At 35.5% G+C, this 25,998-nt stretch carries 24 protein-coding genes; 7 read left to right on the top strand and 17 right to left on the bottom strand.

Annotated features, from left to right (window positions below; all coding sequences use genetic code 11):
• Positions 1 to 40 precede the first annotated feature (40 nt).
• Both AC1Q8N_RS25440 and cax read right to left on the bottom strand, forming a co-directional pair.
• Positions 41 to 838 carry a YfkD famly protein gene (locus AC1Q8N_RS25440; RefSeq protein ID WP_033662157.1) on the bottom strand — a complete coding sequence of 266 codons (798 nt, stop codon included), beginning with the start codon at positions 836 to 838 and terminating at the stop codon, positions 41 to 43.
• Between the two features lie 81 nt (positions 839 to 919).
• Positions 920 to 1,975 (bottom strand): calcium/proton exchanger, encoded by a 1,056-nt coding sequence (cax, locus tag AC1Q8N_RS25435; RefSeq protein ID WP_000482128.1) that lies wholly within the window; start codon positions 1,973 to 1,975, stop codon positions 920 to 922.
• A gap of 179 nt (positions 1,976 to 2,154) precedes the next feature.
• Between cax and AC1Q8N_RS25430 the strand changes: the two genes are divergently transcribed.
• The 3 genes from AC1Q8N_RS25430 to AC1Q8N_RS25420 all read left to right on the top strand — a co-directional run bounded on the left by AC1Q8N_RS25430 (position 2,155) and on the right by AC1Q8N_RS25420 (position 3,610).
• Positions 2,155 to 2,571: a pyridoxamine 5'-phosphate oxidase family protein gene (locus AC1Q8N_RS25430; RefSeq protein ID WP_000550224.1), complete on the top strand. Its 417-nt coding sequence runs from the start codon at positions 2,155 to 2,157 to the stop codon at positions 2,569 to 2,571.
• Between the two features lie 307 nt (positions 2,572 to 2,878).
• On the top strand, positions 2,879 to 3,025 hold the full coding sequence (locus AC1Q8N_RS25425; RefSeq protein ID WP_000817786.1) for a BH0509 family protein: 147 nt from the start codon (positions 2,879 to 2,881) through the stop codon (positions 3,023 to 3,025).
• A gap of 156 nt (positions 3,026 to 3,181) precedes the next feature.
• Positions 3,182 to 3,610: an EamA family transporter gene (locus tag AC1Q8N_RS25420; protein ID WP_000100307.1), complete on the top strand. Its 429-nt coding sequence runs from the start codon at positions 3,182 to 3,184 to the stop codon at positions 3,608 to 3,610.
• Positions 3,611 to 3,621: 11 nt separating this feature from the next.
• Here the strand turns inward: AC1Q8N_RS25420 and AC1Q8N_RS25415 are convergent, their stop codons facing one another.
• Positions 3,622 to 4,215 (bottom strand): DedA family protein, encoded by a 594-nt coding sequence (locus AC1Q8N_RS25415; protein WP_048542134.1) that lies wholly within the window; start codon positions 4,213 to 4,215, stop codon positions 3,622 to 3,624.
• Positions 4,216 to 4,689: 474 nt separating this feature from the next.
• Here AC1Q8N_RS25415 and AC1Q8N_RS25410 point away from each other — a divergent pair, with 474 nt between their 5' ends.
• The gene (locus AC1Q8N_RS25410; protein WP_098079810.1) at positions 4,690 to 7,452 is read left to right on the top strand and encodes a tetratricopeptide repeat protein; all 2,763 of its coding nucleotides are present in this window, start codon (positions 4,690 to 4,692) and stop codon (positions 7,450 to 7,452) included.
• A 42-nt stretch (positions 7,453 to 7,494) separates the two neighbouring features.
• On the opposite strand, the gene lepB is transcribed toward AC1Q8N_RS25410, so the two are convergent.
• The 3 genes from lepB to AC1Q8N_RS25395 form a co-directional block, all read right to left on the bottom strand.
• On the bottom strand, positions 7,495 to 8,031 hold the full coding sequence (gene lepB, locus AC1Q8N_RS25405) for a signal peptidase I (protein ID WP_098079812.1): 537 nt from the start codon (positions 8,029 to 8,031) through the stop codon (positions 7,495 to 7,497).
• Positions 8,032 to 8,249: 218 nt separating this feature from the next.
• A complete protein-coding gene (locus tag AC1Q8N_RS25400) occupies positions 8,250 to 8,930 on the bottom strand; it encodes a lysoplasmalogenase (RefSeq protein ID WP_048542140.1) in 681 nt (226 codons plus the stop codon).
• 122 nt (positions 8,931 to 9,052) lie between these two features.
• A complete protein-coding gene (locus AC1Q8N_RS25395; protein WP_431098375.1) occupies positions 9,053 to 10,003 on the bottom strand; it encodes a DMT family transporter in 951 nt (316 codons plus the stop codon).
• Between the two features lie 269 nt (positions 10,004 to 10,272).
• Here AC1Q8N_RS25395 and AC1Q8N_RS25390 point away from each other — a divergent pair, with 269 nt between their 5' ends.
• The gene (locus tag AC1Q8N_RS25390) at positions 10,273 to 12,198 is read left to right on the top strand and encodes a heavy metal translocating P-type ATPase (protein ID WP_098068161.1); all 1,926 of its coding nucleotides are present in this window, start codon (positions 10,273 to 10,275) and stop codon (positions 12,196 to 12,198) included.
• A 184-nt stretch (positions 12,199 to 12,382) separates the two neighbouring features.
• Here AC1Q8N_RS25390 and AC1Q8N_RS25385 read toward each other — a convergent pair whose 3' ends face one another.
• From AC1Q8N_RS25385 to AC1Q8N_RS25375, 3 genes are read right to left on the bottom strand one after another with little or no spacing between them, the layout of a single operon-like run.
• The gene (locus AC1Q8N_RS25385; RefSeq protein ID WP_048542149.1) at positions 12,383 to 13,252 is read right to left on the bottom strand and encodes a YihY/virulence factor BrkB family protein; all 870 of its coding nucleotides are present in this window, start codon (positions 13,250 to 13,252) and stop codon (positions 12,383 to 12,385) included.
• Between the two features lie 6 nt (positions 13,253 to 13,258).
• On the bottom strand, positions 13,259 to 13,774 hold the full coding sequence (locus AC1Q8N_RS25380) for a DUF4075 domain-containing protein (RefSeq protein WP_001085384.1): 516 nt from the start codon (positions 13,772 to 13,774) through the stop codon (positions 13,259 to 13,261).
• A 53-nt stretch (positions 13,775 to 13,827) separates the two neighbouring features.
• A complete protein-coding gene (locus tag AC1Q8N_RS25375; protein ID WP_098079816.1) occupies positions 13,828 to 14,292 on the bottom strand; it encodes a low molecular weight protein-tyrosine-phosphatase in 465 nt (154 codons plus the stop codon).
• 173 nt (positions 14,293 to 14,465) lie between these two features.
• Between AC1Q8N_RS25375 and AC1Q8N_RS25370 the strand changes: the two genes are divergently transcribed.
• Together AC1Q8N_RS25370 and AC1Q8N_RS25365 are read left to right on the top strand one after the other, a co-directional pair.
• The gene (locus AC1Q8N_RS25370; protein ID WP_000366197.1) at positions 14,466 to 14,690 is read left to right on the top strand and encodes a DUF1128 domain-containing protein; all 225 of its coding nucleotides are present in this window, start codon (positions 14,466 to 14,468) and stop codon (positions 14,688 to 14,690) included.
• Positions 14,691 to 14,878: 188 nt separating this feature from the next.
• A complete protein-coding gene (locus AC1Q8N_RS25365; RefSeq protein ID WP_098079818.1) occupies positions 14,879 to 17,545 on the top strand; it encodes a cation-translocating P-type ATPase in 2,667 nt (888 codons plus the stop codon).
• Between the two features lie 82 nt (positions 17,546 to 17,627).
• Here the strand turns inward: AC1Q8N_RS25365 and AC1Q8N_RS25360 are convergent, their stop codons facing one another.
• The 8 genes from AC1Q8N_RS25360 to AC1Q8N_RS25325 all read right to left on the bottom strand — a co-directional run.
• Positions 17,628 to 18,710 carry a toxic anion resistance protein gene (locus AC1Q8N_RS25360; protein WP_001064402.1) on the bottom strand — a complete coding sequence of 361 codons (1,083 nt, stop codon included), beginning with the start codon at positions 18,708 to 18,710 and terminating at the stop codon, positions 17,628 to 17,630.
• An 18-nt stretch (positions 18,711 to 18,728) separates the two neighbouring features.
• Positions 18,729 to 20,360: a YceG family protein gene (locus AC1Q8N_RS25355; RefSeq protein WP_048542152.1), complete on the bottom strand. Its 1,632-nt coding sequence runs from the start codon at positions 20,358 to 20,360 to the stop codon at positions 18,729 to 18,731.
• Between the two features lie 110 nt (positions 20,361 to 20,470).
• Entirely contained in the window at positions 20,471 to 21,262 is a 792-nt protein-coding gene (locus AC1Q8N_RS25350; RefSeq protein WP_046958168.1) for a TerC family protein, read from the bottom strand.
• A 73-nt stretch (positions 21,263 to 21,335) separates the two neighbouring features.
• Positions 21,336 to 21,914, bottom strand: a complete 579-nt coding sequence (locus AC1Q8N_RS25345; RefSeq protein WP_000236650.1) for a TerD family protein — start codon at positions 21,912 to 21,914, stop codon at positions 21,336 to 21,338.
• An 82-nt stretch (positions 21,915 to 21,996) separates the two neighbouring features.
• Positions 21,997 to 22,581, bottom strand: a complete 585-nt coding sequence (locus AC1Q8N_RS25340) for a TerD family protein (RefSeq protein WP_000146727.1) — start codon at positions 22,579 to 22,581, stop codon at positions 21,997 to 21,999.
• A gap of 23 nt (positions 22,582 to 22,604) precedes the next feature.
• The gene (locus AC1Q8N_RS25335) at positions 22,605 to 23,201 is read right to left on the bottom strand and encodes a TerD family protein (protein ID WP_001121597.1); all 597 of its coding nucleotides are present in this window, start codon (positions 23,199 to 23,201) and stop codon (positions 22,605 to 22,607) included.
• 128 nt (positions 23,202 to 23,329) lie between these two features.
• Complete coding sequence (locus AC1Q8N_RS25330; RefSeq protein WP_098079822.1) at positions 23,330 to 24,208, bottom strand: ROK family protein; 879 nt, start codon at positions 24,206 to 24,208, stop codon at positions 23,330 to 23,332.
• Positions 24,209 to 24,270: 62 nt separating this feature from the next.
• Positions 24,271 to 25,998, bottom strand: a 1,728-nt coding sequence (locus AC1Q8N_RS25325) for an SH3 domain-containing protein (RefSeq protein WP_493521424.1), incomplete at its 5' end; no start/stop codon positions are given.

The raw sequence follows: 25,998 nt of genomic DNA, 5'->3' as shown, positions 1-25,998 counted from the left end.
TAAATAAAAACGTCAGCTTATAAGCTGACGTTTTTTCATATTATTGCGAGTGAGAAGAAGAAATGAATTTAAAATACAAATGATCGTGAATTGGAATAGCAGCTCCGATTCCTTGTGAGGTAATATTTTTTACTACAAGCCTCTTTTGATTTCCTTTTAACACAAGGTACACTTCTCCAAATGTTACTTTTCCTTTTTCATTTACTGCTGGTGTATAAGCGTATAAATATCCAAGTTGACTCGGACTAATATTATATACACGCTCATGTCCAGTACCATAACCAATGGTCGTTTTAAATGAAAGTGGCAATTGTACTTTTTCAAGTGCTTTGAGAAGCATCATTTTTTTCACATCCGCAGTATTTTTCATATCTGCTGTTAAATCACCTTCAACCGTCTTTTGCGTTTCTTGCTTATAGCGTAGCGGATATAAGCGATCTCCTCCGCGATTATCGTACACATTGCGATTTACTTGTTTATATTCCCAATTAATCGATGTATCAACCGATTCATAATTTAAAGCCCATTGACCTAAATAAATCTTCGCTCGGTACCCTACCGCAAGCGGCGCATTCGAAATTGTCGTTTCATTAAACATTCGAATTAAGTCCGGATTTTCAATTTTAATATTTGCTGTTTTCAATAGTTCTTGAGCAAACTTACTCGGTTGTAAGCGCGGCAAATCTTGCGCATCATTTGGAAACGTATTGTCTTTAGAAATATTTAAAACAGATGAAGGCATTTTTGTTTCTACCGTTGTCTTTGCAAAACTCATGTTAGGAAATAATAGAATAAACGAGACCATAGTTGAAAGACATATGCTGTATACTCGTTTCACCTGTCTGGCTCCTTCCTACGTAAAGGTATATATACTACTTTGTTTATTGTTTTCTCTCAATACAATTGTTATGCCTATTTTTCATAATAAATAAAAACCAATTCCCATAATGACATACGCCGCTAATAAAGTACCGCCTTCAAACCAATTTGTATCTCCATCATTTGAAATCGCAATCGTTAAGAAAACAGCTGTAATCATAGAAACAAGTTCTGGTATTGTAAATACTAAAGGCATCCTTTGTGCAAAGAACATAGAAAGCAGTACTAATACAGGAGCAACAAACATGGCAATTTGCAACGTAGAACCGACTGCAATTTCAACTGCAATATTTACTTTATTTTTATACGCCATAATAATTGCAGATGCATGTTCCGCTGCATTCCCAACAATTGCAACGATAATAACCCCTATAAATAACTCTGACCAACCAAATGACTTTGCAACTGTCTCAAATGTATGCACAAGCGCCTCTGACACATAAGCTACCGCAATTGTCGCTATTGCTAAAATGAGTAGCGCTTTACCTTTCGACCACTCTGGTTCTTCCTCATGAGCTACTTCATCCGTTTTATGTTGATATACACCACGATGCGTAACGAGCTTAAATAGTAGTGCAGCAAGGTACATAATAATCATAATGATAGAAACACCGATACTTAATTGATACGTCTTTCCAGCATCCATCTTCATTGAAAAAATCTCTGGAATAACAAAAGCTACTACTACCGCAAAGATTAATAAAGCTGAATTATGCCTTGCATCATATACATTAAAACTTTGTCTTTTGTATTTAAGCCCTCCTATAAAGAAGGATAGCCCTCCTACTAATAATAAATTCCCAAGTACAGAACCCGTTAAAGAGGCTAATACAACCTCAATTAATCCCGCCTGAAGTGCAAAAATCGAAATAATTAGTTCAACAGCATTACCAAAAGTAGCATTTAATAATCCGCCTATTCTAGGTCCAGAGACAATTGCCAAACTTTCTGTCGCTCTCCCCATAAAACCCGCTAAGGCGATAATAGTAATGCAATACACAGCGAACATAATTGTTTGAGGCCAATGAAGCATTTTTCCAAGTACAGAAAGTGGTACCCCGATCAGCGCTACTATAAGAAATATTTTATTAAACATGCTTTTCATCCTTCCATCGTATGTATTTCTCCTCGATATTATTATTATTCTTCTCCTAACTTGTCCGATTTCATCACAATTACGTTTAAAAAATCGGATTGAAGAAAACAGTATAAAAGATATTTAAATTATCTTGTTTAAACGGAGAAAACAATAAATTATGAACAGGGGTTAAAAGCATGCATTTAAAAGAAAAAATTGAAACTATTATTTGCGGTCAACGAACTGGTGTATTATCTACTGTACGTGAAAATAAACCTCATAGTACCTTTATGATGTTTTTCCACGAAGATTTTGTGTTATATGTTGCAACAGATCGGAAATCAAAAAAGATAACAGATATCGAAAACAATCCAAATGTACATGTACTACTTGGACGTGAAGGAAAAAAATTAGATGAAGATTATATTGAAGTTGAAGGCTTAGCTTCCATCGAGGAAGACTCCACATTAAAAAACAAGTTTTGGAATAATAGCTTAAAACGCTGGTTACTTGGTCCTGAAGACCCTAATTACGTATTAATAAAAATCAATCCCGACACAATTTATTACATCGATGGTGCTGGTACGACAGAGCCCGAGTTTTTACGACTATAAAATAAAGTGAAACTTTAATCAGTGGGGGTTTTCTTCATCCCCCACTGATTATTAGCCTTCACCAATCGGACTTTTATAGGCAGTTGATCCCCCACCTAAATTCTTTGCTTTCGCTGAATTTTGAGGTGGGGGTCTTACTGCCCATTAAAGCGGGATAAAACAAGCCCCCTTTAGGTGGGCTTGTTTTGTCGAAAAGTTCTTCTGAAAAAAACAATAAAATAGGTGGAACTTTCTAAAGATTCTGTTATATAATAGCAGTAACTTAAATAAACTGTATTAAAACAGATTGAGAGGAGAAATAAAATTGATGAAAAGAGAAGAACGCAAAAACATGATTGAGTTTATTGAAAAGAAAAAAGGGATTGAGCGTGATGAATTATTGTTTATGACAGACGATGAAGTAGAACATATTTATAATGTAACGTACTTTTTGTATGAGGAAATTGCAGAGTAGTATAATAATCCCCACCTTATTAGCAATATAAGGTGGGGATTATTTCGTTATTTATTTCGCTATTTGCGAGGCGGTAAAATCCCACTGATTAAAGTTTCACTTTATACATGAGAATGGTTTTCATGTATAATGATGTAAGATTGGAGGAATTTTACTATGAGTTCATGGCTCTTATTCGCACTATTATCAGCAATCGCTGCTGCCCTTGTATCTATTTTCGGAAAGATTGGTTTAGATGGAATCGATGCCAATGTTGCAACAACGGTTCGTTCTATTATTATGGCATTATTTATGGTGGGCGTTATTATTATCCAAGGTAAATTTCAAAATATCGGCGACGTACTGCTAAATAAAAAAGCACTGCTCTTTATCACATTAAGTGGGGTTGCAGGTGCTTCGTCATGGCTATTTTATTTTCTTGCCCTCAAAACAGGGAAAGTCTCACAAGTGGCTCCTGTCGATAAATTAAGCGTCGTATTTTCTATCATCCTCGCGATGATTATACTCGGTGAAAAGTTAAACTTTATGACTGGCGTTGGTGTAGTCTTTATTACAGCTGGTGTATTATTTATTGCTTTCAGCTAAAAAAACCGCTATTAGCGGTTTTTCTTTTTCTTTATATAAAACCATACAATACATGTAACAAATACTGAAATGAATAAAATCCATACTCCGTAATGATGTAGGCTATACTCAACGAAACGCCACTTCTCTCCTAACTTCCAGCCAAGTCCAATAAAAACACTTATCCAAATAAGCGCACCACCGTAAGCGTACAAACAAAAACGCCAAAGTGTTAAATTCGACATCCCAGCAAAATATGCTGTTAAATGACGTACTCCCGGGATAAAGTAACCAATCATTAAAAGAAATGGTCCATATTTTTCAAATAAAATATGTGTTTTTTCAATGTGATGTTCTTTAATTCTAATCTTCGGCCCATATTTTTTTAAAACAGGGAGCCCAAGTTTTAAACCTAATATGTAGCTTAATGTAATACCTAACATCGCACCAGCCATCCCGCTTAAAAAAGCAGCAGTTCCTGACATAACTCCTTTAGAAACGTTATAACCAACGAAGGTCAATAAAAACTCGTCTGGTATCGGTAATCCAACAATTCCACCGGCCAACGCTATAATAATTCCAAAATACCCATAATGCGCGATTAACTCGCCAATATGTTGTTCCATTCGGAAAACACATCCTATGCACGATCGTTATTCCACATTGTGCCCTTTCTATCTTTCAGACAAACATGGTATACATATTCACTATACATTGTTTTTATAATGAACTCTACTTCTATCCATTCCTTTAGCAGGAAGAAAGTGAACCATTAATCAGTGGTGATTTGTTCATCCTCACTAATTTTTAGCACACACCAATTGTGTGCACGACTCCCTCCTACTTCCCTTGTATTCACCGCTTTTTGAAGTGCTAGTCTTACTACACGCAAATAGCGGGATTAAAAAATAAAAATTCATATGCTTGTTTTTTTGTTACAATAAAGGAAAGTTACTTTTCGCAACGGTTTAACTCTCAGGAAAAATGATATATCTAGCAAAAACATAGTTTGGTCGATATAATGCAACTTCTACCTATTAAAAGAACATACACCCTTTACATACAACATCATTTTTCTAAATTATACAGGGGGAACGAACATGACCATTGAAAATCAATTTATCCAAAAGGTTTACTATAAAACATTTTTAACAGAAGAAACTTCTACTCCAGTATCAGAAGTACTCGGTGAAGCATATATAAATGAATCTACAAATGAATTCTCCAACATTTCTAATATCCGCTTTGCTCAAGGTGAATTTTATTACCAAAATAAAGACTTTGAAGCAGCGATATTTAAATGGGAGAAAGTAAATAACGAACTTGCACTTTGGGCAACCAAAAATATTGCAGATTCTTATTTTGAACTAGGATTCTTGCCAAGAGCAGAAGAGATTTATCAATCTATTCAAACGGAAGATACAACTCTTACAATGGAAGTTTCCTTACAACTTCTTTCTCTTTACATCGAACAAGAACGTTTAGGTCTAGCATTTAAGACAATTAGTGAGGCTGTTGCATTTCAACCTGACTATCCTAATATCACTGCAATTGCTCGCTCATTCTATGAAAAACAAGAAGATTGGAATAACGCCATCGAACTTGCCGTTCAAGAAGGAATTCGAACAAAATCATTACACTGGTTCGATACTTTAATCAATTATGTGAATCAAGGATTCACGAAACAAATCAAACCAGAATATTTCTATGAATCTTTAAAAGCTTTATATGCAATTGATCAAGTCCAATTTAAAGAACTTGTTATTGCGCTTTGGAACAGCTATCAAAATGAAAACTTGTATCTACCTTGGATTCAAACAATAAATCATTTATTCTTACATATTGAAACAGACAACAATGACGATTGGCATGAAATTGTTGAACGCTATCAAGATACGTACTTTGAGTTAATTACTGGTGAGCATTTCATGCATGAAATGCAGGGACTTGTACCAGATTTATTAACAAATTGGTTTAGTTTAACGAAAGCAAAAGATGCCCTATTTGTCTCTGCTGCAGTGTTAGCATGGAATGAAGTTTCACCTACAACTTTAGAGTCATTACTCGTAAAAAGTGCTGGAGCCCTACTTTCTAATTCAACAGCTGAAACAAATGTAAATATGGAAACAGTTTCTCATTTATTTGAAACAATTGCTGTATGGGCTGAAAAAAACGATGTGGATTTAAGTCATCAATTTACGTTACTCGTGCACGAACTGTGTGATTTAAATGTTACACAATTACTAATAGCGGGAACTACTGACCAGGATAAATCATCATTCATCAATTCAATACTAGGAGAGAACATCTTAACTGAGACTGTAACAACTCCTATTCTATTTAAAGATGATAGCCAAACTGAAATAACAGAATTCACTGCGTTAGATGTACACAATATACCTAGCTTTGATGAATTCCATCAAAGAATGGCTACACCTTCCGAATCAGAACTTGAGAAAAAATGTATAGAAATTAAGTTACCAAGTAGATTTTTAAGAAAAAATAAATTTGCATTTCTTGTTACGCCACCTGTTCAAGGGCAAGTGGATAAAAACAGCTCATATTTTGAATACTTACAAGCAGCAGATAGCCTTATTTACGTATTAAATTCTGCTTCACCATTACATGGTGAAGAACTTGATACATTACTTTATTTACGTGAACAAGTGCCAAATTTACAAATTCATTTCGTATTACACACAAATAATACGACCAATAATGAAAAACTAATGAGTAAGATTAAAGTCCATTTCCCAAATGCACAGTTCTTCCCATACTCTCCTTCACAAGAGAGTAGCCAGCAACTTGGAGACGTGACAGAGTCTATTCTTTCTAATCTAGCAGAACGTAACATGGAACAAGAACGTATAGAAAAACTAATATGGTTTACTCAAAAGACAATCGCATACCTTGTAAATGAACGTGTGGAGTTAGAAAATACATTAGTGAAGTCCGTACGCTGGAATAAACATATCTCAGTTAAATTAAATGGATTTATTAACAACCTTACTGCTCTTGAAAAAGATAAAATTCGTTCTATTACAGAATCTTATCTTTTAACGAAAGAAGAAATCACACGAGATATCCATTCTCAAATTCCTGAATTATTACAGAGTTGTTCTGACCTTGTTCAAGAAGATAGCGACTTCAAATTAGTTCATGAAGAATTAAATGCTGCGATGAACGAACGAGTTCAAAAACATGTACAACAAGTGCTTCTTCCTAAATTTACTGGTTCTATTCAAGAGTGGATTGAAACAGCTCATAATGAATTTATTCAAGCTCAATCTTATTTAGATGAAATGAGTGAAACGTTTAATAAATTATATAAAGAAGAACGCATGAAACTTCCTTGTGATTTCAAATTACTAGATGATTGGCATCGAGATGTTGTACGCATGACAAATAGAATTACAGTAACGAACATCAATATTTTATTACGCTTTACACCGACACAATTTTTCTTAAAGAGTGCGGGAAAACTATTTGGTAACATGCAAAAAAATCAGTCTATGCTCGCAAACAAATATAAACAATACATTGAAACGGAAGACTATACGGAAATTGCTCAAACAATCTCAAAACAATTCTTCCTTCAATTTGAAGTATTTGAAGGCGCATTAGAACGAGATATCATGATGTTCTTTAAAGATCCACTTAGCATATTGAAACAAAATGTAGAAGCAGCTCAACTTGAAATACAGGAAGACGAGCAAACATTAACAACATTAAGAAGCAACCCAGAAACTTATCACGATCCGTTAGCATTCTTTAAACTGCAACTATTGCAACACAAATTCGTTTTAAGTACAAACAAAAACAATGAAGACGTCTATGAATTTAATGAGTCTCCTACGATTTAACATAAAAAACCAAGCAAATTTCAGTTTGCTTGGTTTTTTACTTTAATTCATTATTTTCATATGTTCAAATGGATAATAAATTGCCGCTAATTCTCCTAATACATCTTCTCTATCAATAAGTCCCAAACCATTTCTACTATCTCTGCTTATTAGGCGATTATCTCCCATAACAAAAATCTTATTTTTAGGAACTGTAATCGGTCCAAAGTCCTCTGTTAAATTCATAAGTTTTTTTTCAGCTTGTTTTTTATTACTATACAAATAAGCTTCCTGTGTCACTTCATGATTCACATATAATTGATCATTTCTCACCTCGATTACATCGCCAGGCAAACCAATAACCCTTTTCACATAAAAATTATCCGTCTTCACAACAATAATATCTTCTCTCCCATAACTTTCAAACTGCTTTGCTAACTTATTAACAATCAGCTTATCCCCATCTTGTAACGTCGGCTTCATGGACGCTCCTTTTACAGTCGTAGGAAAAAACACAAAAATTTTCGCTAAAAACACTAACAAACATGCAATTGCAATTGTTCCAAAGAATTCACGCAAACGTTTTTTCCTTTGCATCATTCCACCATCTCATCATCTTTTTACTTTTATTATAAGGACTTCAACTGTGTGATTTCCACAAAATTCTGAATTATAAAATTGTAATATTGCAAACTTAAAAATAACATCCTCATAAATTTATTATTTTTATATACCATAATCTATATTTACCTCACTATTTGCAAGCAGTAAAAAAGATACCCTCAAAATAGTCTATCCACTATTTTGAGAGTATCTTTTTATATTCCCACATATACAATACACATTTGAGCCGCTACATATGTAAACCAAATCCAAAGTGGTTCATACTTTAATTTGCGTCCTCCAATATCTGTCACACCTATAATAAAATCAGAAATCACAAATAGTAAACCACCAAAAGCCGGTATCCACCATATTCCTATATTCTCATAGTATAGGGCGAATGCAAAGCAAGCCATTCCTCCAACCCACAATCCGTAAATTAGAGCTCCTATCGTAAACAATTTATCTTGTTTATCATTTCGTATAAAAAAGAACCATCCTATAATTAGAAAGAGTCCGTATACGAGTAAACCAATCCAAAAACCATTCCATGAGATGCCTGTTTGCAAAAATGCTTTTACATAAAAACAATGCGCAAGGGCAAAAGTAATCATCCCTCCAATTAATCGATGACCAATTGGAATCAAACCTGCCATAAATAAATCTCCTACAGTTGATAATGTCATACCTAGTGCAACCCACGTACTATACTCTACTGATGGATCTTGTAACCATATCAAAATTGCACTTGCTGTTAAAGAAAAACTAAGAATAAGACGCACCGCTAAAGGTAACGGCATATTATTTCTTGTTTTTTTTGTCTGTCCTATTGCGTACATTGCACCAATTAAAAAAAGAATGATTTGTCCAATTAACACCATGTAAAATAGATTCATAACATGTTCTCCTCAATAAATGCTTTTTGTATCTTTTTTCGTTACACCTAGTCTATTATCCTTTTTCTATATAAAAAAAGAAGAACAGTACTGTTCTTCCATTGTAATCGTTTTCCTGTTATCTATGCTACTTGTTTTTCGTTCGCCCTTTTCTGCTTAGCTGTCGTCCGATTCACCACGATAATTCCCGCGGCTACACATGCTAAACCGAATAATACAAATGAATGAATTGCTTCTCCTAAAATCATGCTCGATAATAACACACCAAATACGGGTATAAAGAACATGTACATTGATACTTTTCCAACCTTGTTATACTTCATAATTGTATTCCAAATGCAAAAGCCTGCTGCGGATAAGAAAGATAAGTAGAGAAGCATAAGTATTGCATGTACACTAAATGTAAATGGCATGGCTCCAACTTGCAAAGCCCCTATACATAATAGCCCGATAGAACCAAAAATCATTTGGTATGCTGTCATATAGCCAACATCTAATGTTTTGCTACCTTCTTTCGCCAATATGTTTCCATATGAATACAATATTGCTGCACTAAGAAGTAATAAGCTACCGATTCCGAAATGGAATGACAAACTACCATCACTTGGTACATTTACTAAAATGACACCACAAAAGCCAATAGAGACCCCAATTATTTTTCTCATATTGAGAGCGTCATCTTTATATAAAAAGTGAGCGAGTAAAATTTGAAAGAATGATGATGTTCCTGAAATGATAGCTCCTTCAATACCAGAACTATAACTCATTCCAATATAAAAACATATATATTGAAGAAATGTTTGAAATAAACCAATTTGTACTAACTGTTTCCCCGTTCCTTTTTTGAAGCTCATATCTTTTCCTAACACTTTAAAGAATAATAAGAGCATGACTCCAGATAAAAAGAAACGATAACCAGCAAATAATATTTGCTCCCCAACTTCTTGTGGCTGAATTCCAAGTTCAGCATAACTTAATTTAATAAATGGGAATGCGCTCCCCCATAAAAAAGTCGCTACTATTGCAGCAATTAGTACGCCAATCGGATGGGTAAAAAATTTCTCTGTTTTCACTTGTTGTCTTCCTTTCCGATCTTTTTATGAACAATATTCATATATACCAAAGGAAGTGTGAAAACACAAGTTTTCAGTTTATACGCAAACAAAACATATCATCTAACGAAAACATATGATATACTATAGAATAATTACAACATAATAACTATTAAAATCAGATTCAACAGAAATGCTGCTATCCATTATGGATGGCAGCTTTCGTCGTTTTATAGGGCTTTCGATTTTGATTCTTTTTCTCAATAAGAATTTGGAAGGAGCGAGTAGTAATGAACTCAGAAGTAAAAACATTACAAGTACAAAAGTCTATTTCTCATCCCTCTTTATGGGATACATTAAAGAAACATTATGAACTTATATTTGCAATCGCATCTGGTATTTTCATTTTAGCTGGTTGGTTATTCACAAAGAACGATGCAATGAATGTAGGCATTACTTGCTATATCCTTGCTTATATAGTTGGTGGATATGCAAAAGCGAAAGAAGGTATTGAAGATACCATTGAAGAGAAAGAGCTAAATGTCGAAATGCTCATGCTCTTTGCTGCTATCGGTGCTGCAATCATTGGCTACTGGGCAGAAGGTGCAATTTTAATCTTTATCTTCGCACTAAGCGGTGCGATGGAATCTTATACATTAAGTAAAAGTCAAAAAGAAATTTCAGCGCTTCTTGATTTACAACCTGAAGAAGCATTACGTATTTCAAATGGAACCGAAGAACGTGTTCCTGTTGGACGATTACAAATTAACGACATTATTTTAATTAAGCCAGGTGAGCGCGTTCCTGCTGACGGTACGATTCATAACGGTGAAACAAATATCGATGAAGCAACAATTACTGGAGAACCTATTCCAAATGAAAAAAAATATGGCGATGAAGTATTTGCCGGTACTGTAAATTTACGCGGTGCTATCGAAGTTAAGATTACGAAGCCGAGCGATCAAACATTATTCCAAAAGATTATCCGTCTCGTCCAAAGTGCACAAAGTGAAAAATCACCATCACAACTATTCATCGAAAAGTTTGAAGGAACATACGTAAAAGGTGTACTACTCGTTGTTGCGCTTATGATGTTCGTCCCTCATTTCTTACTTGACTGGAGCTGGAATGAAACGTTTTATCGCGCTATGATCTTACTTGTAGTCGCATCTCCTTGTGCACTCGTTGCTGCCATTACACCAGCAACATTATCTGCAATTTCTAACGGAGCAAGAAATGGAATTCTCTTTAAAGGTGGCATACATTTAGAACGCCTCGCTTCAGTAAAAGCGATCGCCTTTGATAAAACAGGAACATTAACACAAGGAAAACCTACCGTAACAGATGTATATGTTCGAGAAAGTATGACAGAAAAAGAAGTACTTTCTATTACAGCATCAATTGAAAGTCACTCTACCCACCCTTTAGCTGAATCTATCGTTAAATATGCACAACATGCGTATGACATTGCATTAAAAAAACCAGAAAATGTTGAAGATGTAACTGGTTTTGGACTCAAAGGAATATTTGAAAACAAAGCTTATAAAATAGGTAAAGCTGACTTTATCGGTGAAGAAACAAAGACATTTCATAATGGTATTTCTGCCTCACTTGAAAAAGAAGGTAAAACTGTCGTTTATATTAGTGATGAGAGAGGCATTCTTGGACTTATCGCTTTAAAAGATACACTTCGCCAAGAAACAATAGCTGCTATTCGCGAATTACAAAGCATCGGTGTCGAGGCAATTATGATTACTGGAGATAATGAAGAAACGGCAAAAGCTATTGCCTCTGAAAGTAATATAAAAGAATATTACGCATCATGCTTACCAGAAACAAAAGTTGAAACGATTAAAAAGCTAAAGGAAAAATACGGGACAGTAGCAATGGTCGGAGATGGTATAAATGATGCCCCTGCACTCGCTACTGCTAGCATTGGTGTAGCAATGGGAGAAGGAACAGACGTAGCTTTAGAAACTGCAGACGTTGTACTTATGAAAAACGAATTATCTCGACTTTCTCAAGCGATCCGCTTATCAAAACGAATGAATCGTATTGTAAAGCAAAACGTAATCTTTTCACTAGCTGTAATTGCAATGCTGATTTGTTCAAACTTCTTGCAATTTTTAGCTCTTCCATTCGGTGTTATTGGGCATGAAGGAAGTACAATTCTTGTCATTTTGAATGGCTTACGATTATTAAAAGGAAACAAATAAGAAACGGGTCCCTCATAGAGGACCCGTTTTTTAATGGTAGCTATTATGCCCGTTCGCACTACTACTCGTTTTATGCTTTGGATGCGAACTGCTCTTTTGTTTATTGTTATTTTTGTTGTTGTGGTTCTTTTTATTATTACTCATGAGATAGCCCCCCTGTTCCCTATTATTATGGAACAAGAGGTCATTTTTCATTACGGGAATTATTGTCACCCGTCCTATAATGATGGAGTAAACCATTAATTTCACCGCCAAGTAAAATTACCCATCCAGTTAAGTAAAACCATAACATTAAAATAATGATACCACCGAGACCGCCATATGTATTGGCGTAATTTGCAAACTTATCTACATAATAAGCAAATGAGTACGATACCACAATCCATCCTACAGTAGCAAATGTTGCTCCTGAAATGACTTCTCTTCTTTTTAACTTTCGATCTGGTGCAAATGTATATAAGAAACTAAACAAGGCAAATAGTACGAAGAAACTCGCTACTAAGCGTGTAATGCTCCATACGAAAGAGAAACTATCTGATAAACCGAGTGCTTTAAACACCGCTGCTCCAATGACTTGTCCAAATACTGGAACAATTAGCGCAAACACAATCATAAAAATAATCGCTAATGTAAACACAATGGATAAAGCTCTCGTTTTAATAAAGGAACGTGTTTCTGTTACATCATACGCACGATTAAAAGCATTCATAACCGCATTAACACCATTTGAGGCAAACCATAACATGGATAATAAACCAAATGATAATAAACCACCATTTTGCTCATTTACAACTTTATCTACATTTACCTCAATTAAGTTCATTGCATCATCTGGTACATAAACCTCTAATAAACTAAGCACATCCTCTGTTTGAATGGGAATAAATCCAAGAAGCGTAATTAAGAAAACGAGCCCAGGAAAAATTGCAAGCAAGAAGAAATAAGCGAGCTGTGCTGCCAAGCCCGCTACATCATCGCGCATCGTCCGGTCATACAAATCTTTACCAAACGAATAAGTACGATTTCTTCTCACCTTTTCTAAAATTTTTCTCATATATGTTTAAACGCTTTTCTTCTCTTCTTTATCTTGCTTCAACTCAATGTACGCTTCAGTTTTTTTTTCCTCTACATTTGAGTCTTTCATAAATAGTTCACGCGCTTCTTTCATACCGCCCTCTTCAGCAACTATTGGCTCTTCTTCTGCTTTCAGCTCATCTACCTTTGAAGATACAGCTTGAATTTCAATCGTTTCTGGCTTCTCTGCTGGCTCAACCTTTTTCTTACTAAAAATTTCTTTCGTTTCTTTTAACGTCTCTACAACAGACGGCGTCAATTTTTTAATTTCTGCTACTTTCGCTTTTACTACATTGAAGTCAGCGAGTTCGCGTCCTTTATCTGTAACAGTTTGCACTTTTTCTTTTATCTTCGCATTTTCACCGATTTCAATCATCTTTGTTTTTGCTTTTTCCGCAGTATTTTTTACTTTTTCACGGTTTTCCTTCTTCAACATAGATACAGCCACACCTGCAGCTACACCAATCGCAATGTTTCGAGCAATATTATTTTTCTTTGCCATATTCCTTCACCCTTTCATTTCTTATGTTAGAAAGTATTTCTTTCTAAGCTTCCTCATATTCCTTGTTCATTTCGAATGAAAGCTAATAGCTTTGCACACCCTTCTGTTACAAGGTCATATACTTCTTGGAAATTCCCTGTATAGTAAGGGTCGGGAACGTCTGTCCAGCCACCGTCTGGAACAAAATCGGACAGTCTACCAATATAGCCTCCAGTTTTACCTAAACTTTTTAAATCTGCTATATTCTTGTTGTCCATGGCAATAATATAATCAAACTTTGTTAAGTCTTCTTTTTCTACTTGCCTTGCTTTAATTCCTTCAAAAGTGACTGCATTTTCTTTTAAAATTTTTTGTGTTCCTTTATGTGGCGGATGGCCAACATGCCAATCTCCAGTTCCTGCAGAATCAATGACAATTTTCTCCTCGAGTCCCTCTTTTACGACAAGATCTCGAAAAATTGCTTCTGCAATCGGTGAACGGCAAATGTTCCCAAGACAAACAAACAATACTTGAACCATATTTTTGTTCTTCCCTTCTTGGTGCATTTCTTTATATATACTTATAGTATAAACAACCAATTATTAATTATAAAGGAAATACCTACTAATTTAATAGGATTGAAAAGATTCATTAACGAAAATGATAAAAAATGTTAAGATATCCTTATGTTATTTTAAAGGGGGACACTTCGGTGGATTTATCCGTAAAGTCAGAAGAAAATGTTGAATATATGGTTGAAGCTATTAAAGAAAAATTACGTATGGTTAATGCTGGAGCGATGAGAGCTGCTAGCTTTAATGAAGAAATGTACGAAGACTTACGTGACATCTATGAGCACGTTATGAAACGTGAAACATTCAGCATTAGTGAAATGCAAGCTATTACAGAAGAATTAGGTACATTAATTAAAAAGTAAAAAGCCTCACTATGGGGCTCTTTTTTATTTCCAACAAATTCATGACAACTCTTCTCTTTCCCTCAACCAACTGTAAAATATTGTACAATGGAAGTAGAACCTCACCTTAGATTTTTTCTCCATACATACTACTTACAAATAATAGCAACACTACCATTGCTAACTGTTTTTACTGGAGGTGCTTACTTATGAGCAATTGGTACAGTAAGACGAAAGATCAAACATTAATCGACTTAGAAACAAACGAACAACACGGTTTAACAGATGAAATTGTAAATGAACGTTTAAAGCAATACGGTTCTAATGAATTAGCTACAAAACAAAAACGCACGTTATGGCAGCGTATTTTCGCCCAAATTAATGACGTCCTCGTATATGTCCTTATTATTGCTGCCCTTATTTCTGCCTTTGTAGGCGAATGGGCTGATGCAAGTATTATCGCGCTCGTTGTAGTTTTAAACGCTGTTATCGGTGTCATCCAAGAATCGAAAGCAGAACAAGCTTTAGAGGCATTGAAAAAGATGGCGACACCTAAAGCTATCGTCAAGCGAGATGGTGAACTAAAAGAAATTCAATCTGAACAAGTCGTTCCAGGTGATATTGTCATGCTGGATGCAGGACGTTATATCCCATGTGACTTGCGACTTATCGAAACCGCAAATTTAAAAGTTGAAGAATCTGCTCTAACTGGTGAATCTGTCCCTGTTGATAAAGATGCAATTTACCACCCTTCTATGCAAAGTGATGAGCAAGTACCGTTAGGCGATCAAAAAAATATGGCCTTTATGTCGACACTAGTAACATATGGGCGCGGAGTCGGTGTCGCTGTTGAAACGGGAATGAACTCACAAATTGGTAAGATTGCTACCCTTTTACATGAAGCCGACGATGATATGACACCACTTCAAAAGAGCTTAGCACAAGTCGGAAAGTATTTAGGCTTTGTCGCTGTATCTATTTGCGTCATTATGTTTATCATCGGTTTTTTACAAGGACGAGATACGTTAGAAATGTTTATGACTGCTATTAGTTTAGCCGTTGCAGCTATTCCAGAAGGCTTGCCGGCTATCGTTTCCATCGTTCTTGCAATTGGTGTGCAGCGAATGATTAAACAAAATGTTATCATTCGTAAGCTACCAGCTGTCGAAGCTCTCGGTTCTGTCACAATTATTTGTTCAGATAAAACAGGTACGTTAACGCAAAATAAAATGACCGTTACTCACTTTTATAGTGATAACACATACGACCACTTAGAAAACTTAAATGTAAATAATGATGTACAACGTCTCTTGTTAGAAAATATGGTGCTATGCAACGATGCGTCTTACGGTTCCGATTCACAAACAGGGGACCCTACAGAAATCGCCCTTCTCGTTGCCGGAAGCACTTTTAACATGCAAAAGGATCATTTAGAACAGATACATGAACGTGTTAACGAGCTACCTTTCGATTCAGATCGTAAAATGATGTCAACCGTTCATACATACGATGAAAGCTACTATAGTATGACAAAAGGTGCTATTGATAAACTCTTACCTCGATGTACCCACATATTTAAAAACGGTAAAATCGAGATTCTAACAGATGCTGATAAAAATCAAATATTAGAAGCTGCCGGGGCAATGTCTCAAGAGGCTTTAAGAGTACTTTCATTCGCATTTAAACAATACAATTCAAACGATGTGGTTATAGATCATCTTGAAGAAAATCTCATCTTTATTGGTCTTGTCGGTATGATTGATCCACCGCGAACCGAAGTAAAAGATTCAATTACAGAATGTAAAAAGGCCGGTATTCGCACAGTTATGATTACTGGTGACCATAAAGATACCGCCTTCGCCATTGCCAAAGAACTTGGCATTGCTGAAGACATATCTGAAATTATGATTGGAACTGAATTAGATAACATTTCAGATACAGAGCTAGCAAGCAAAATTGATCACTTAAATGTATTCGCTAGGGTCTCTCCAGAGCATAAAGTAAAGATTGTAAAAGCATTACGTGCAAAAGGAAATATCGTTTCTATGACTGGTGATGGTGTCAATGATGCTCCATCTTTAAAGCAGGCTGATGTTGGCGTAGCGATGGGCATTACAGGAACAGACGTTGCAAAAGGGGCAGCGGATGTAGTGTTAACAGATGATAATTTCTCATCTATAGTGAAAGCTGTTGAGGAAGGTAGAAATATTTATCGTAACATAAAAAAATCAATTCTCTTCCTACTCTCTTGTAACTTTGGAGAAATTATCGCTTTATTTTTAGCTATTTTACTCGGTTGGGCAACACCACTACGACCTATTCACATTTTGTGGGTCAATTTGATTACAGATACACTGCCTGCATTATCACTTGGGGTTGACCCTGAAGATCCAGATGTGATGAAGGAAAAACCACGACATGCGAAAGAAAGCTTATTTAGTGGTAGCGTTCCTTTTCTTATTTTCAATGGAGTTGTCATTGGACTTTTAACGCTAACAGCCTTTATCAGCGGGGCAAAATTCTATACCGGAGATACAAATTTATTTCCTCTTTTCCCAGAGAAAATTGATGAAGATGCTCTATTACACGCTCAAACAATGGCATTTGTCGTTCTTAGTTTTTCTCAGCTCGTTCATTCATTTAACTTGCGTTCAAGAACGAAATCCATTTTTTCAATTGGGATCTTTACAAATAAATATTTAGTCTTCTCCCTTCTTATCGGTGTTCTTATGCAAGTGTGTATTATCTCCATCCCACCTCTTGCAAATATATTCGGTGTACATGCATTAACGATGCGAGATTGGGGATTTGTTCTCTTCTTAAGTATCATTCCACTTGTTGTGAATGATATCATTAAATTAGTAAAGAGAAACTAAAAGGCAATGAGGATTATTCCTCATTGCCTTTTCATTTATTTCATTATTTGTGGGAGATGTCCCCGCTGATTAAAGTTTCACTTTATCCTTGTAATTCTTTTTTTATGTTCTCCGTTAACGTAGCCATACGCTTGCGGCTTTCTTCGCGCTCACGTTTATTTTGCTCTTCAATTTGTTGTGTTTCTTGCATACCTCTTGAAATAATGTTCCAAGTTTCCTCAAGTGTTTCCATCTTAATACTAGAAGAACCTGATAATCTCGCTACTTCCACACTTTGCGTTGCGATATTTTGTGCATTTTTCTTAAGTAATTCATTTGTACGACGATCCAGTTCAGCCATAGAATCTGCAACAAGCTTTTGACGTTTCGCATTTACCGCTTGAATAATACCATTTTTAAAGATAGGAATCGTTGTAATAAATGCTGTATTGATTTTACCAATTAATTTATTATTACCACGTTGAACCATACGAATTTGTGGTGCTGTAAGTAGCGCAACCATACGTGCTTTTTCTAAATCATCAATACGCTGCTCTAAAATTTCAACAGAGTTTTTCAGTGATTCTAATTCAATACCTGCTAATTGGTCATTGTTACGCACACGCTCTTCGTACATTGGAACCAACTCTGTATTTAAACGCTCTAATAACATTTCCCCTGCTACTACATACTTTTCTAAGTCTAAATAATATTTTAAATTTTGCTCATATAAACCATCTAACGTACCGATTGATTTTTTCATTTCATCTTGATACTTTGTAATTTCTACGTATACTTTATCCATTTCGCGACCCATTGTTTGGTACTTACTAAAGATCTGTTCAATCATTTTATCAGCTTTTTTGAACATACGTGAGAAGAAACCGCTTTTCTCTTCCGCAAAGTCTTTGCTATCGAATCTGTCCATAATTTTACCAAGCTGTTTTAATAATTCTCCAGAGTCTTCTATTTTTGATAAAGACATTGTATGTAAAATTTGATCAGCGAAACGTGAAATTTCCATAGATGGTTCTTTTCCAAGCTCGATTAATTCTAACTGATCTTTAATATCTACTGCATTATAAATACGTTGTACTTCTGCATCTTGTCTAAGTTGTAAACGAACATCTTGTGCCGTTTGCTCATTTAATTCTGTTTTCGAATCTAGTATGACTGGGTTATTCATATGGTATTCTCCCTTTCCTTATAAAAATGGACGAAATAGCCCTTTTATTGTTTGTGATAAATTTTTATAGGCTGATGAACCATGAAACTCAAGATCGAAATTAACTTCTTCAAGCCAATGCGAATCAAATGCTCCTGCTTCAATATACGGTTCGATATCGTTTCTTCCCGTTGGATTGAAATGGAATACATCTACTCCAATTTGATTTAAAAATAGTAATAAAACAGCATCTGAACGGCTTAATTCTCCGCTCTTCTCATTATTAAATATAACAATTTTCGGTACTTCTTGCGAGTAATCAAATTTCTCAAGTTGCTCTAAAATGTTCGGCGGTATTTGAGAAAGCTGTGCGAAAACATACAGTGCTACATCTTGTTTCGTCTCTTTCGCAATGGGTTTACACATTTCACTTTCGCACGTATGAATGATCGCCTCTGCAATACCATGTTGCAATCCTTCTGGCAAACGTTTATGTGGCCACCAATGACTGTTCATAATTAAATCAGGGTGTAATTTCCCCCCACGGTCTAACGCATCTCGGTAATGATATTGGAAATTCGCTTTTTGTTCTTTCGTAAACGGAAATGTATTAATTAATAAACTGTTATCAAATGATGTAATAGCCTTTAATCGCTGAAAATATTCTTTATCATTTTTTGAGACACCTGATATTTTCGCAAATAAAGAAGGGATATAAATGTGTTTATTTTCAACAAAGAATGTTGGACGCACAAATGCCTTTTCTTTCGTAATTAAAAAGAGTTCATCATACGTTGTTTTGAGCGTACGAGCAACAGGCGTATAGGAACGAAATTGCCACGGCTTGTACAGCAGTGAGTTATCATGGTGAAGTACTTGTTCAATTTCTTTTGAAGCCTGATAGGCTACTGTCGCAACTCGCTCACGGCGGCGATCTGGAAATGGCTCAAGAGAAATCCGACCTGGATGAGACACAACAAAACTTCTTCCTTCCTCATCAACATTCTCAAATCCATCTTTTCCTTCTGGGTGATAATAAAGTACATCGCAACCGAGCATAATAAGAAAGTATAAGAAATATATACGGCTTTCCTGTGCATCACCGTACCAAATAATGCGCGGCATTTGTTTCTTATAATTAATCGTAGAGAACCACTTCGCTACGTAATTGTCACTTAACTTAATCATATCGATTAAGAAACGACGGAATCCTTCTGTTTTTAATGATTGGTTATGTTGTTTTTCATACAATTTCAATACAGAAATAAACGTCGTATATATATAATGCTGTAAGTCAGGATTGTCTACTTGTGGTAATAGTTGTTTTCCAGACAGATGGGCGACAAGCCTATTTACTGTAAGGCCATTCGGTGCTTCTTGATGTAATGTAAAAACCTCTTGAATATGGCGCAGTTTTTCGGGATCAATCACCTTATTTAAATTTTGTTCATGCAAAACCACGATCCCTTTCACTTCGCTATAATCAAATAGCTCATTGAAATATTCATCTACATCATTAGGAACACCAAGAATACGAGTTGCTATATAACTAAACTTCATCTCATTCTCTGTCAGTTCATATTGTGGGCGTTTTTCTAAAAGTGCTTCAAATTGCTTTAAATCTGATTCGTCTTTTAATGCACATGGTTGAAGTGTAAAACGTGAAAACACAACAGTTCACCTCCAAAAACATTTACTTTTTTTATAAAGTCTCTCTTCTATTATAAACTATTTTTAGTTATAAAAAATGGGCGCTCGCATAACGAGCAAACCCATTTCAATTATTTATGATTATTTTTAGTAGCTGCAACTTCTTCTTTAGCTTGTCCAGAATTCTTCATGTAGTGAAGTATAAATGTTGCTCCAAATGCTACAACTAAAATGATAAAGAATAGCATATGACTTATTTCAATATGAATAACAGACAGTAACATTTTTGCTGCAATAATTAAGATTAAAATATATGCTGTCGTTTCAAGTTCTGGAATACGCTCTAACAATTTTAAGAATACACCAGCGATACCACGCATCATTAAAATACCGAGCATTCCACCTAATAATAGAATCCAAACTTCATTTGATACACCAAATGCAGCAAGTACGCTATCTACCGAGAACGCGATATCCATTAATTCAACCATCGCAACTGTTCCCCAGAAGACACCAAACATTCTGAAGAGAATACTGTTTTGGTTCATACCATGAGCTTCTTCTTCTTCTGCATTACCTTTTCTTTTATCAATGAAGTATTTAACTGAAAGCCAAGCTAAGTAAAGTGCACCTAACACTTTTACCCACGCCAATTTAATTAAGAACATTCCAATTCCAATCGCAATAAAACGGAATACATAAGCTCCAATAAGTCCATAGAATAATGCTTTTTTACGCTTTTCTTCCGGAAGGTGTTTTACCATTACCGCTAATACAAGTGCGTTATCAGCAGATAACAACCCTTCAAGCACAACAAGTGTACCTATTAATCCCCAAGATACTGGATCTTGCAACACTTTAATCCACATGTCCAAGTCGAAAAACTGAGCATACGTATCAAGGATCCCTTGCAAAATACTCATCTTACCTTTATCCCCTATTCTTTGCTAGATTTATAGAAAGGTCAAAAAAAGGAAACGAATATCGTTTCCCTTCTTATGCATCCAAGCCATACGCTCTTACAAGCGCACCTAAGCCACCTTGGAAACCGCTTCCTACTGCATTAAACTTCCACTGTCCATTATGACGGTATAATTCACAAAAGACAACTGCTGTTTCAATGGAGAAATCTTCCCCTAAATCAAAACGAAGAACTTCTTCACTCGTTTCTTCATTCGCTAAACGAACGAATGCGTTTCCAACTTGTCCAAAGTTTTGATTACGGCCTTCTCCATCATAAATTGTAACTGTAATAGCAATTTTGTGCACATCTGCCGGAACTTTCTTCAAGTCTACAACAAGTTGCTCATCGTCGCCTTCACCTTCACCTGTACGGTTATCCCCTGTATGTAGAACAGATCCACAAGGAGACTGTAAATTGTTATAGAATATAAAGTCAGTTTCCTTTGTGCATTTTCCGTTCGCATCTAATAGGAATGCTGATGCATCTAAATCAAAATCTGATCCACCGTCATAAGATTTAATATCCCATCCAAGACCAATTACTGCTTTTGTTAAGCCAGGGCTTGTCTTACCTAAATCAATCTTCTGTCCTTTTTGCAATTGAATAACCATTTATATTCACCTCTATATTTGATATCTTAAAAAATATATCCATCAGTAAACACCTGTTTCACCGATAGATATATAAAATCTATTACTCTACATCTAAACCGAAATTATTACATAGAGACGCTAATCCGCCCTGGAATCCACTTCCGATTGCATTGAACTTCCAGTCACCTGCATGACGGTATAATTCCCCTACTACAACAGCTGTTTCAATAGAGAAATCTTCTCCTAAATCGTAACGAATTAACTCTGCATTCTTTTCTTCATCTAAAATACGTACGAAAGAGTTAGAAACTTGCCCGAAGTTTTGGCTACGACCTTCTCCATCGTAAATTGTGATTGAGAAACAAATACGTTCGATATGTGCAGGTACATTTTTTAAATCTACTTTAATCGATTCGTCATCGCCTTCACCTTCGCCAGTTCGGTTATCTCCTAAATGCTCGACAGCACCATTCGCACCTTTTGGGTTATTATAGAAGACGAAATCCTCTGCCCCTGAAACTTTACCGTTAGCACCTACTAAGAAAATACTAACATCTAAATCGAAATCGTTTTGTCCGTCATAACGATTCGTATCCCAACCAAGTCCTACAAGAACTTTTGAAAGACCTGGATTTGTTTTTGTTAAGTCTACCTTTTGTCCTTTTTTCAATGAAATTGATGCCATATTCAATTCCTCCTAGGTTTATTTTATTGATAACGTGATACAATCTCACTTAAGTTTTTATCTTGTGTGCCTTCTCCAACAGCTGAAAACTTCCATTCACTTCCGTGGCGATACATTTCACCTGCAATTAGAGTCGTTTTGCCAGCATAATTATCCGATAAATTATAGCGTGCTAATTCTTCACCAGTTTGCGGGTTTTGAATCCGAATATATGCATTACGAATCATCCCGAAATCTTGACGACGATTTACACAGTCATAAATATTTACAACGAATACTAAACGATTAATACGGCTCGGAACTTTATGTAATTCTACGAAAATTGTTTCGTCATCACCAGCGCCTTCACCTGTTAAATTATCTCCTGAATGAATAATACTACCACAAGTAGAAAGCTTGTTTCCGAAGTAAACTAAATCGTTTTTATTTAAAAAGCGATCCCCTTCTAACATAACAACAGATGCATCACAATCTACATTCGGTTTACTTCCAAATAATGAAGACAGAAACCCACCTGATTGCCCAATTGGATCCCAGCCTAAGCCAACCTGTAGTTTTGCTACTCTCGGTTGTCCTTTCGTTAAATCGATCTTTTGTCCTTTTTCTAAAATAATAGGCATGAAGTTTCTTCCTTTCTACAAAGCATTTTCCTAATCGGAAAATATTGTATTCTTCTCTTATATTGTAGCATTATTTATCTATTGAGAAAAAGAATAAATTCTCAATTATATGAAAACACCTATATCATTTATTTATATTGATGTAAGAAGTGGTAAATCGAACCAATTATTCCTGCGTGATTACGATTTTGTGCGATTTTAATCTCGCAATTACTATAAATCTCAGGATTTAAATATTTTCGTACCTCTTCCTTTACTTCTTCTAAAAATCGATTACCTCTATTAGTAATCCCTCCACCAATAATAATTACTTTTGGATTGAAGATATAAGCAAGATTACTAATTCCAATGGCTAAATGTTTAAAGAATATTCGAACGGCATGTATAACTTCTTTATCCTTCTGATCATATAATTCAAAAATTTTTTCACCGTTCCAATTCCCGCTACCTTTATACTTCCGCACAAGAGAAATTAACCCTGAAATCGAGGCAACCTCTTCAAATTGTTTCCCTTCGATCAACATATTGCCCCATTCACCAGCACTAAATGAATGACCTCTGTACAGTTTTTTATTAATAACAATAGCTCCCCCTATTCCCGTTCCAAGGGTAAGCATAATGCAATTATTTTCATCTCTTCCAACACCTTGCCACATCTCTCCAAACAAAGCACAATTGACATCATTTTCAATGGATATAGGAACTTTTAATACAGCTTGTAATCTATCAATAATAGGAATACCAGCATAGCGTGGAATATGATCCACGCCGCCAGTTATGATTCCTCTATGAATATCTACAATTCCAGCTGTACTAATACCGATTCCAGAAACAACATGTTCATTCATTAATTGCACCGCCAAGCTAATAATCTTTTGAACGATTTGTTCCCCACCTAAATGGGCCTCTGTTAATGTAGTTTCGTGATTTAGTAATATCCCAGATTTTGAAATAATCCCATATTTAATCTGTGTGCCACCAATATCAAATGCGATATATTTTTTCACACTGTCACTTCCTCTAACATTATGAACTTCACTTTTCTGCATTGAAATGATGATGTTTTCCTTTAATAAGAGTTCACAAGATTTACAGATCCAGCTTTTACGTAGACACTGTTGTATTCTTTATTATCCGAGACAATTTCATAATACGATCCTTGTGGTGTATTAACTGTTTTCTTAATGGCTACCATAATGTTGCGAGATGTCATTCCAGTCTGACCTTCAGCCATACTTTTGAATATCGGAGAACCTGCCGTTAACGTTCCAAGTCGATATTTATTTAAATCTTTACTTCCATTCATTGCATCAATTCTATACATAAGCGAGGCAATTTGCTGTCCCCAATTTTCATCACTTGCATACATGACGTTCATTCCTTGTGCCTTATCTCCTAAGTTTCCACCATTATATGTATTTCCACTTGGATTTAAGTAATGCTTATCTATATATGCCGCACAAAAATCAATACCTTCTTCCCATGTTTTGAATCCAGTTGCACCATTGTATGGATCTGAATCTACCGCTCTAAAGCCAAATAAATTTTTCTTATCTTGCGCGATACGACTTGTTCCCCATCCTGATTCTAAAATTGCATGTGACACTAAGTAACCGGCATTCATCTTATATTTCTCTGCTGCACTTACAAAATATTTTCCTAATCCAATAAGTGGACTCTTTGCATTCGATTTACGTAAGAAATTATCAATTTCATCTCCTGTATAAGTAGATGTTGCACGAAGTGGCATATACTCAAAGTATTGATAACTATCTTGTCCTCCAATTTGCTTCTTATCAAAAGCCTCGTAACGCTCTCCTTCTTTTAAATGTTTCGGAGCATTACCAATTTGATACGTTGCATGTTTACCATTTTCCGGATTGTATACATAATGATATAACTTGCCATTTTTAGTTGCATAATACGACGTTTTCTCACCAGTCATTGTCGGATGTAATGTAACATCATTTATATTCACATAACCTGTCATACCATCAATTTGGACATGAATACGATCATCAACAGCTTTTACAAATTTCAGGTCAGCTCCACCCTTTACATATGTGAGCTTTTTACCCGTCGTAATATCATAAATATTAATAACACCATTTGCACGAACGAAACCTTGCTTCATATTTACAACTTTACCGTCACTTTTAATGTAAGCATCTTCTTTCATATTCTGCATAATTTGTGTTGCTTCCGCTTCATTTGGTTTTTGAACCTTTTGTGATGAGGTAACAATTTCATAAGAAGACGAACCTTGTTTAACTTTTAAGAACTGTAACGAAACATAACCCTCTCCGCCATTAAAACGGATTTTTGCCCAGCCATTTTCTTTTCCTATGATCGTAACAGTCTCTCCATTTTTCAAATGACCGACAGCTGCCGCACCTGTTGATGGACCTTTACGTACATTTAATAAAGACGCATTTACAACGGCTCGTTCTTCTATTACCTGTCCAGGGTTTGTTGGGTTTGTTGGATCTATGGAATCTTTACCAATCGTTATAAACTCTAACGACACATACCCTTCTTTTCCTTGGTAATTGATTTTCGCCCAGCCGTTTGCTTTTCCTAGTACTGTTACTTTTTCTCCATTTTTTAGGGTTCCTAAAATGGTGCTGCTCGTATTTGCCGCACTTCTTACTCGTAAGCTTGTCGCGTTAATCGTTCCTACTTCTTGCGTTCCATTCGTAATGTCTTCCGCTGGCTTTTCTTCTTGTTTTCCTGCTTCTAGCTTCACAAACTCTAGCGATACATAACCTTCTTTTCCTTGGTAGCTTATTTTCGCCCA

Source organism: Bacillus sp. GW823-FHT06B01 (assembly GCF_058952315.1).
This window is presented reverse-complemented; position numbering and strand designations above follow the sequence as displayed.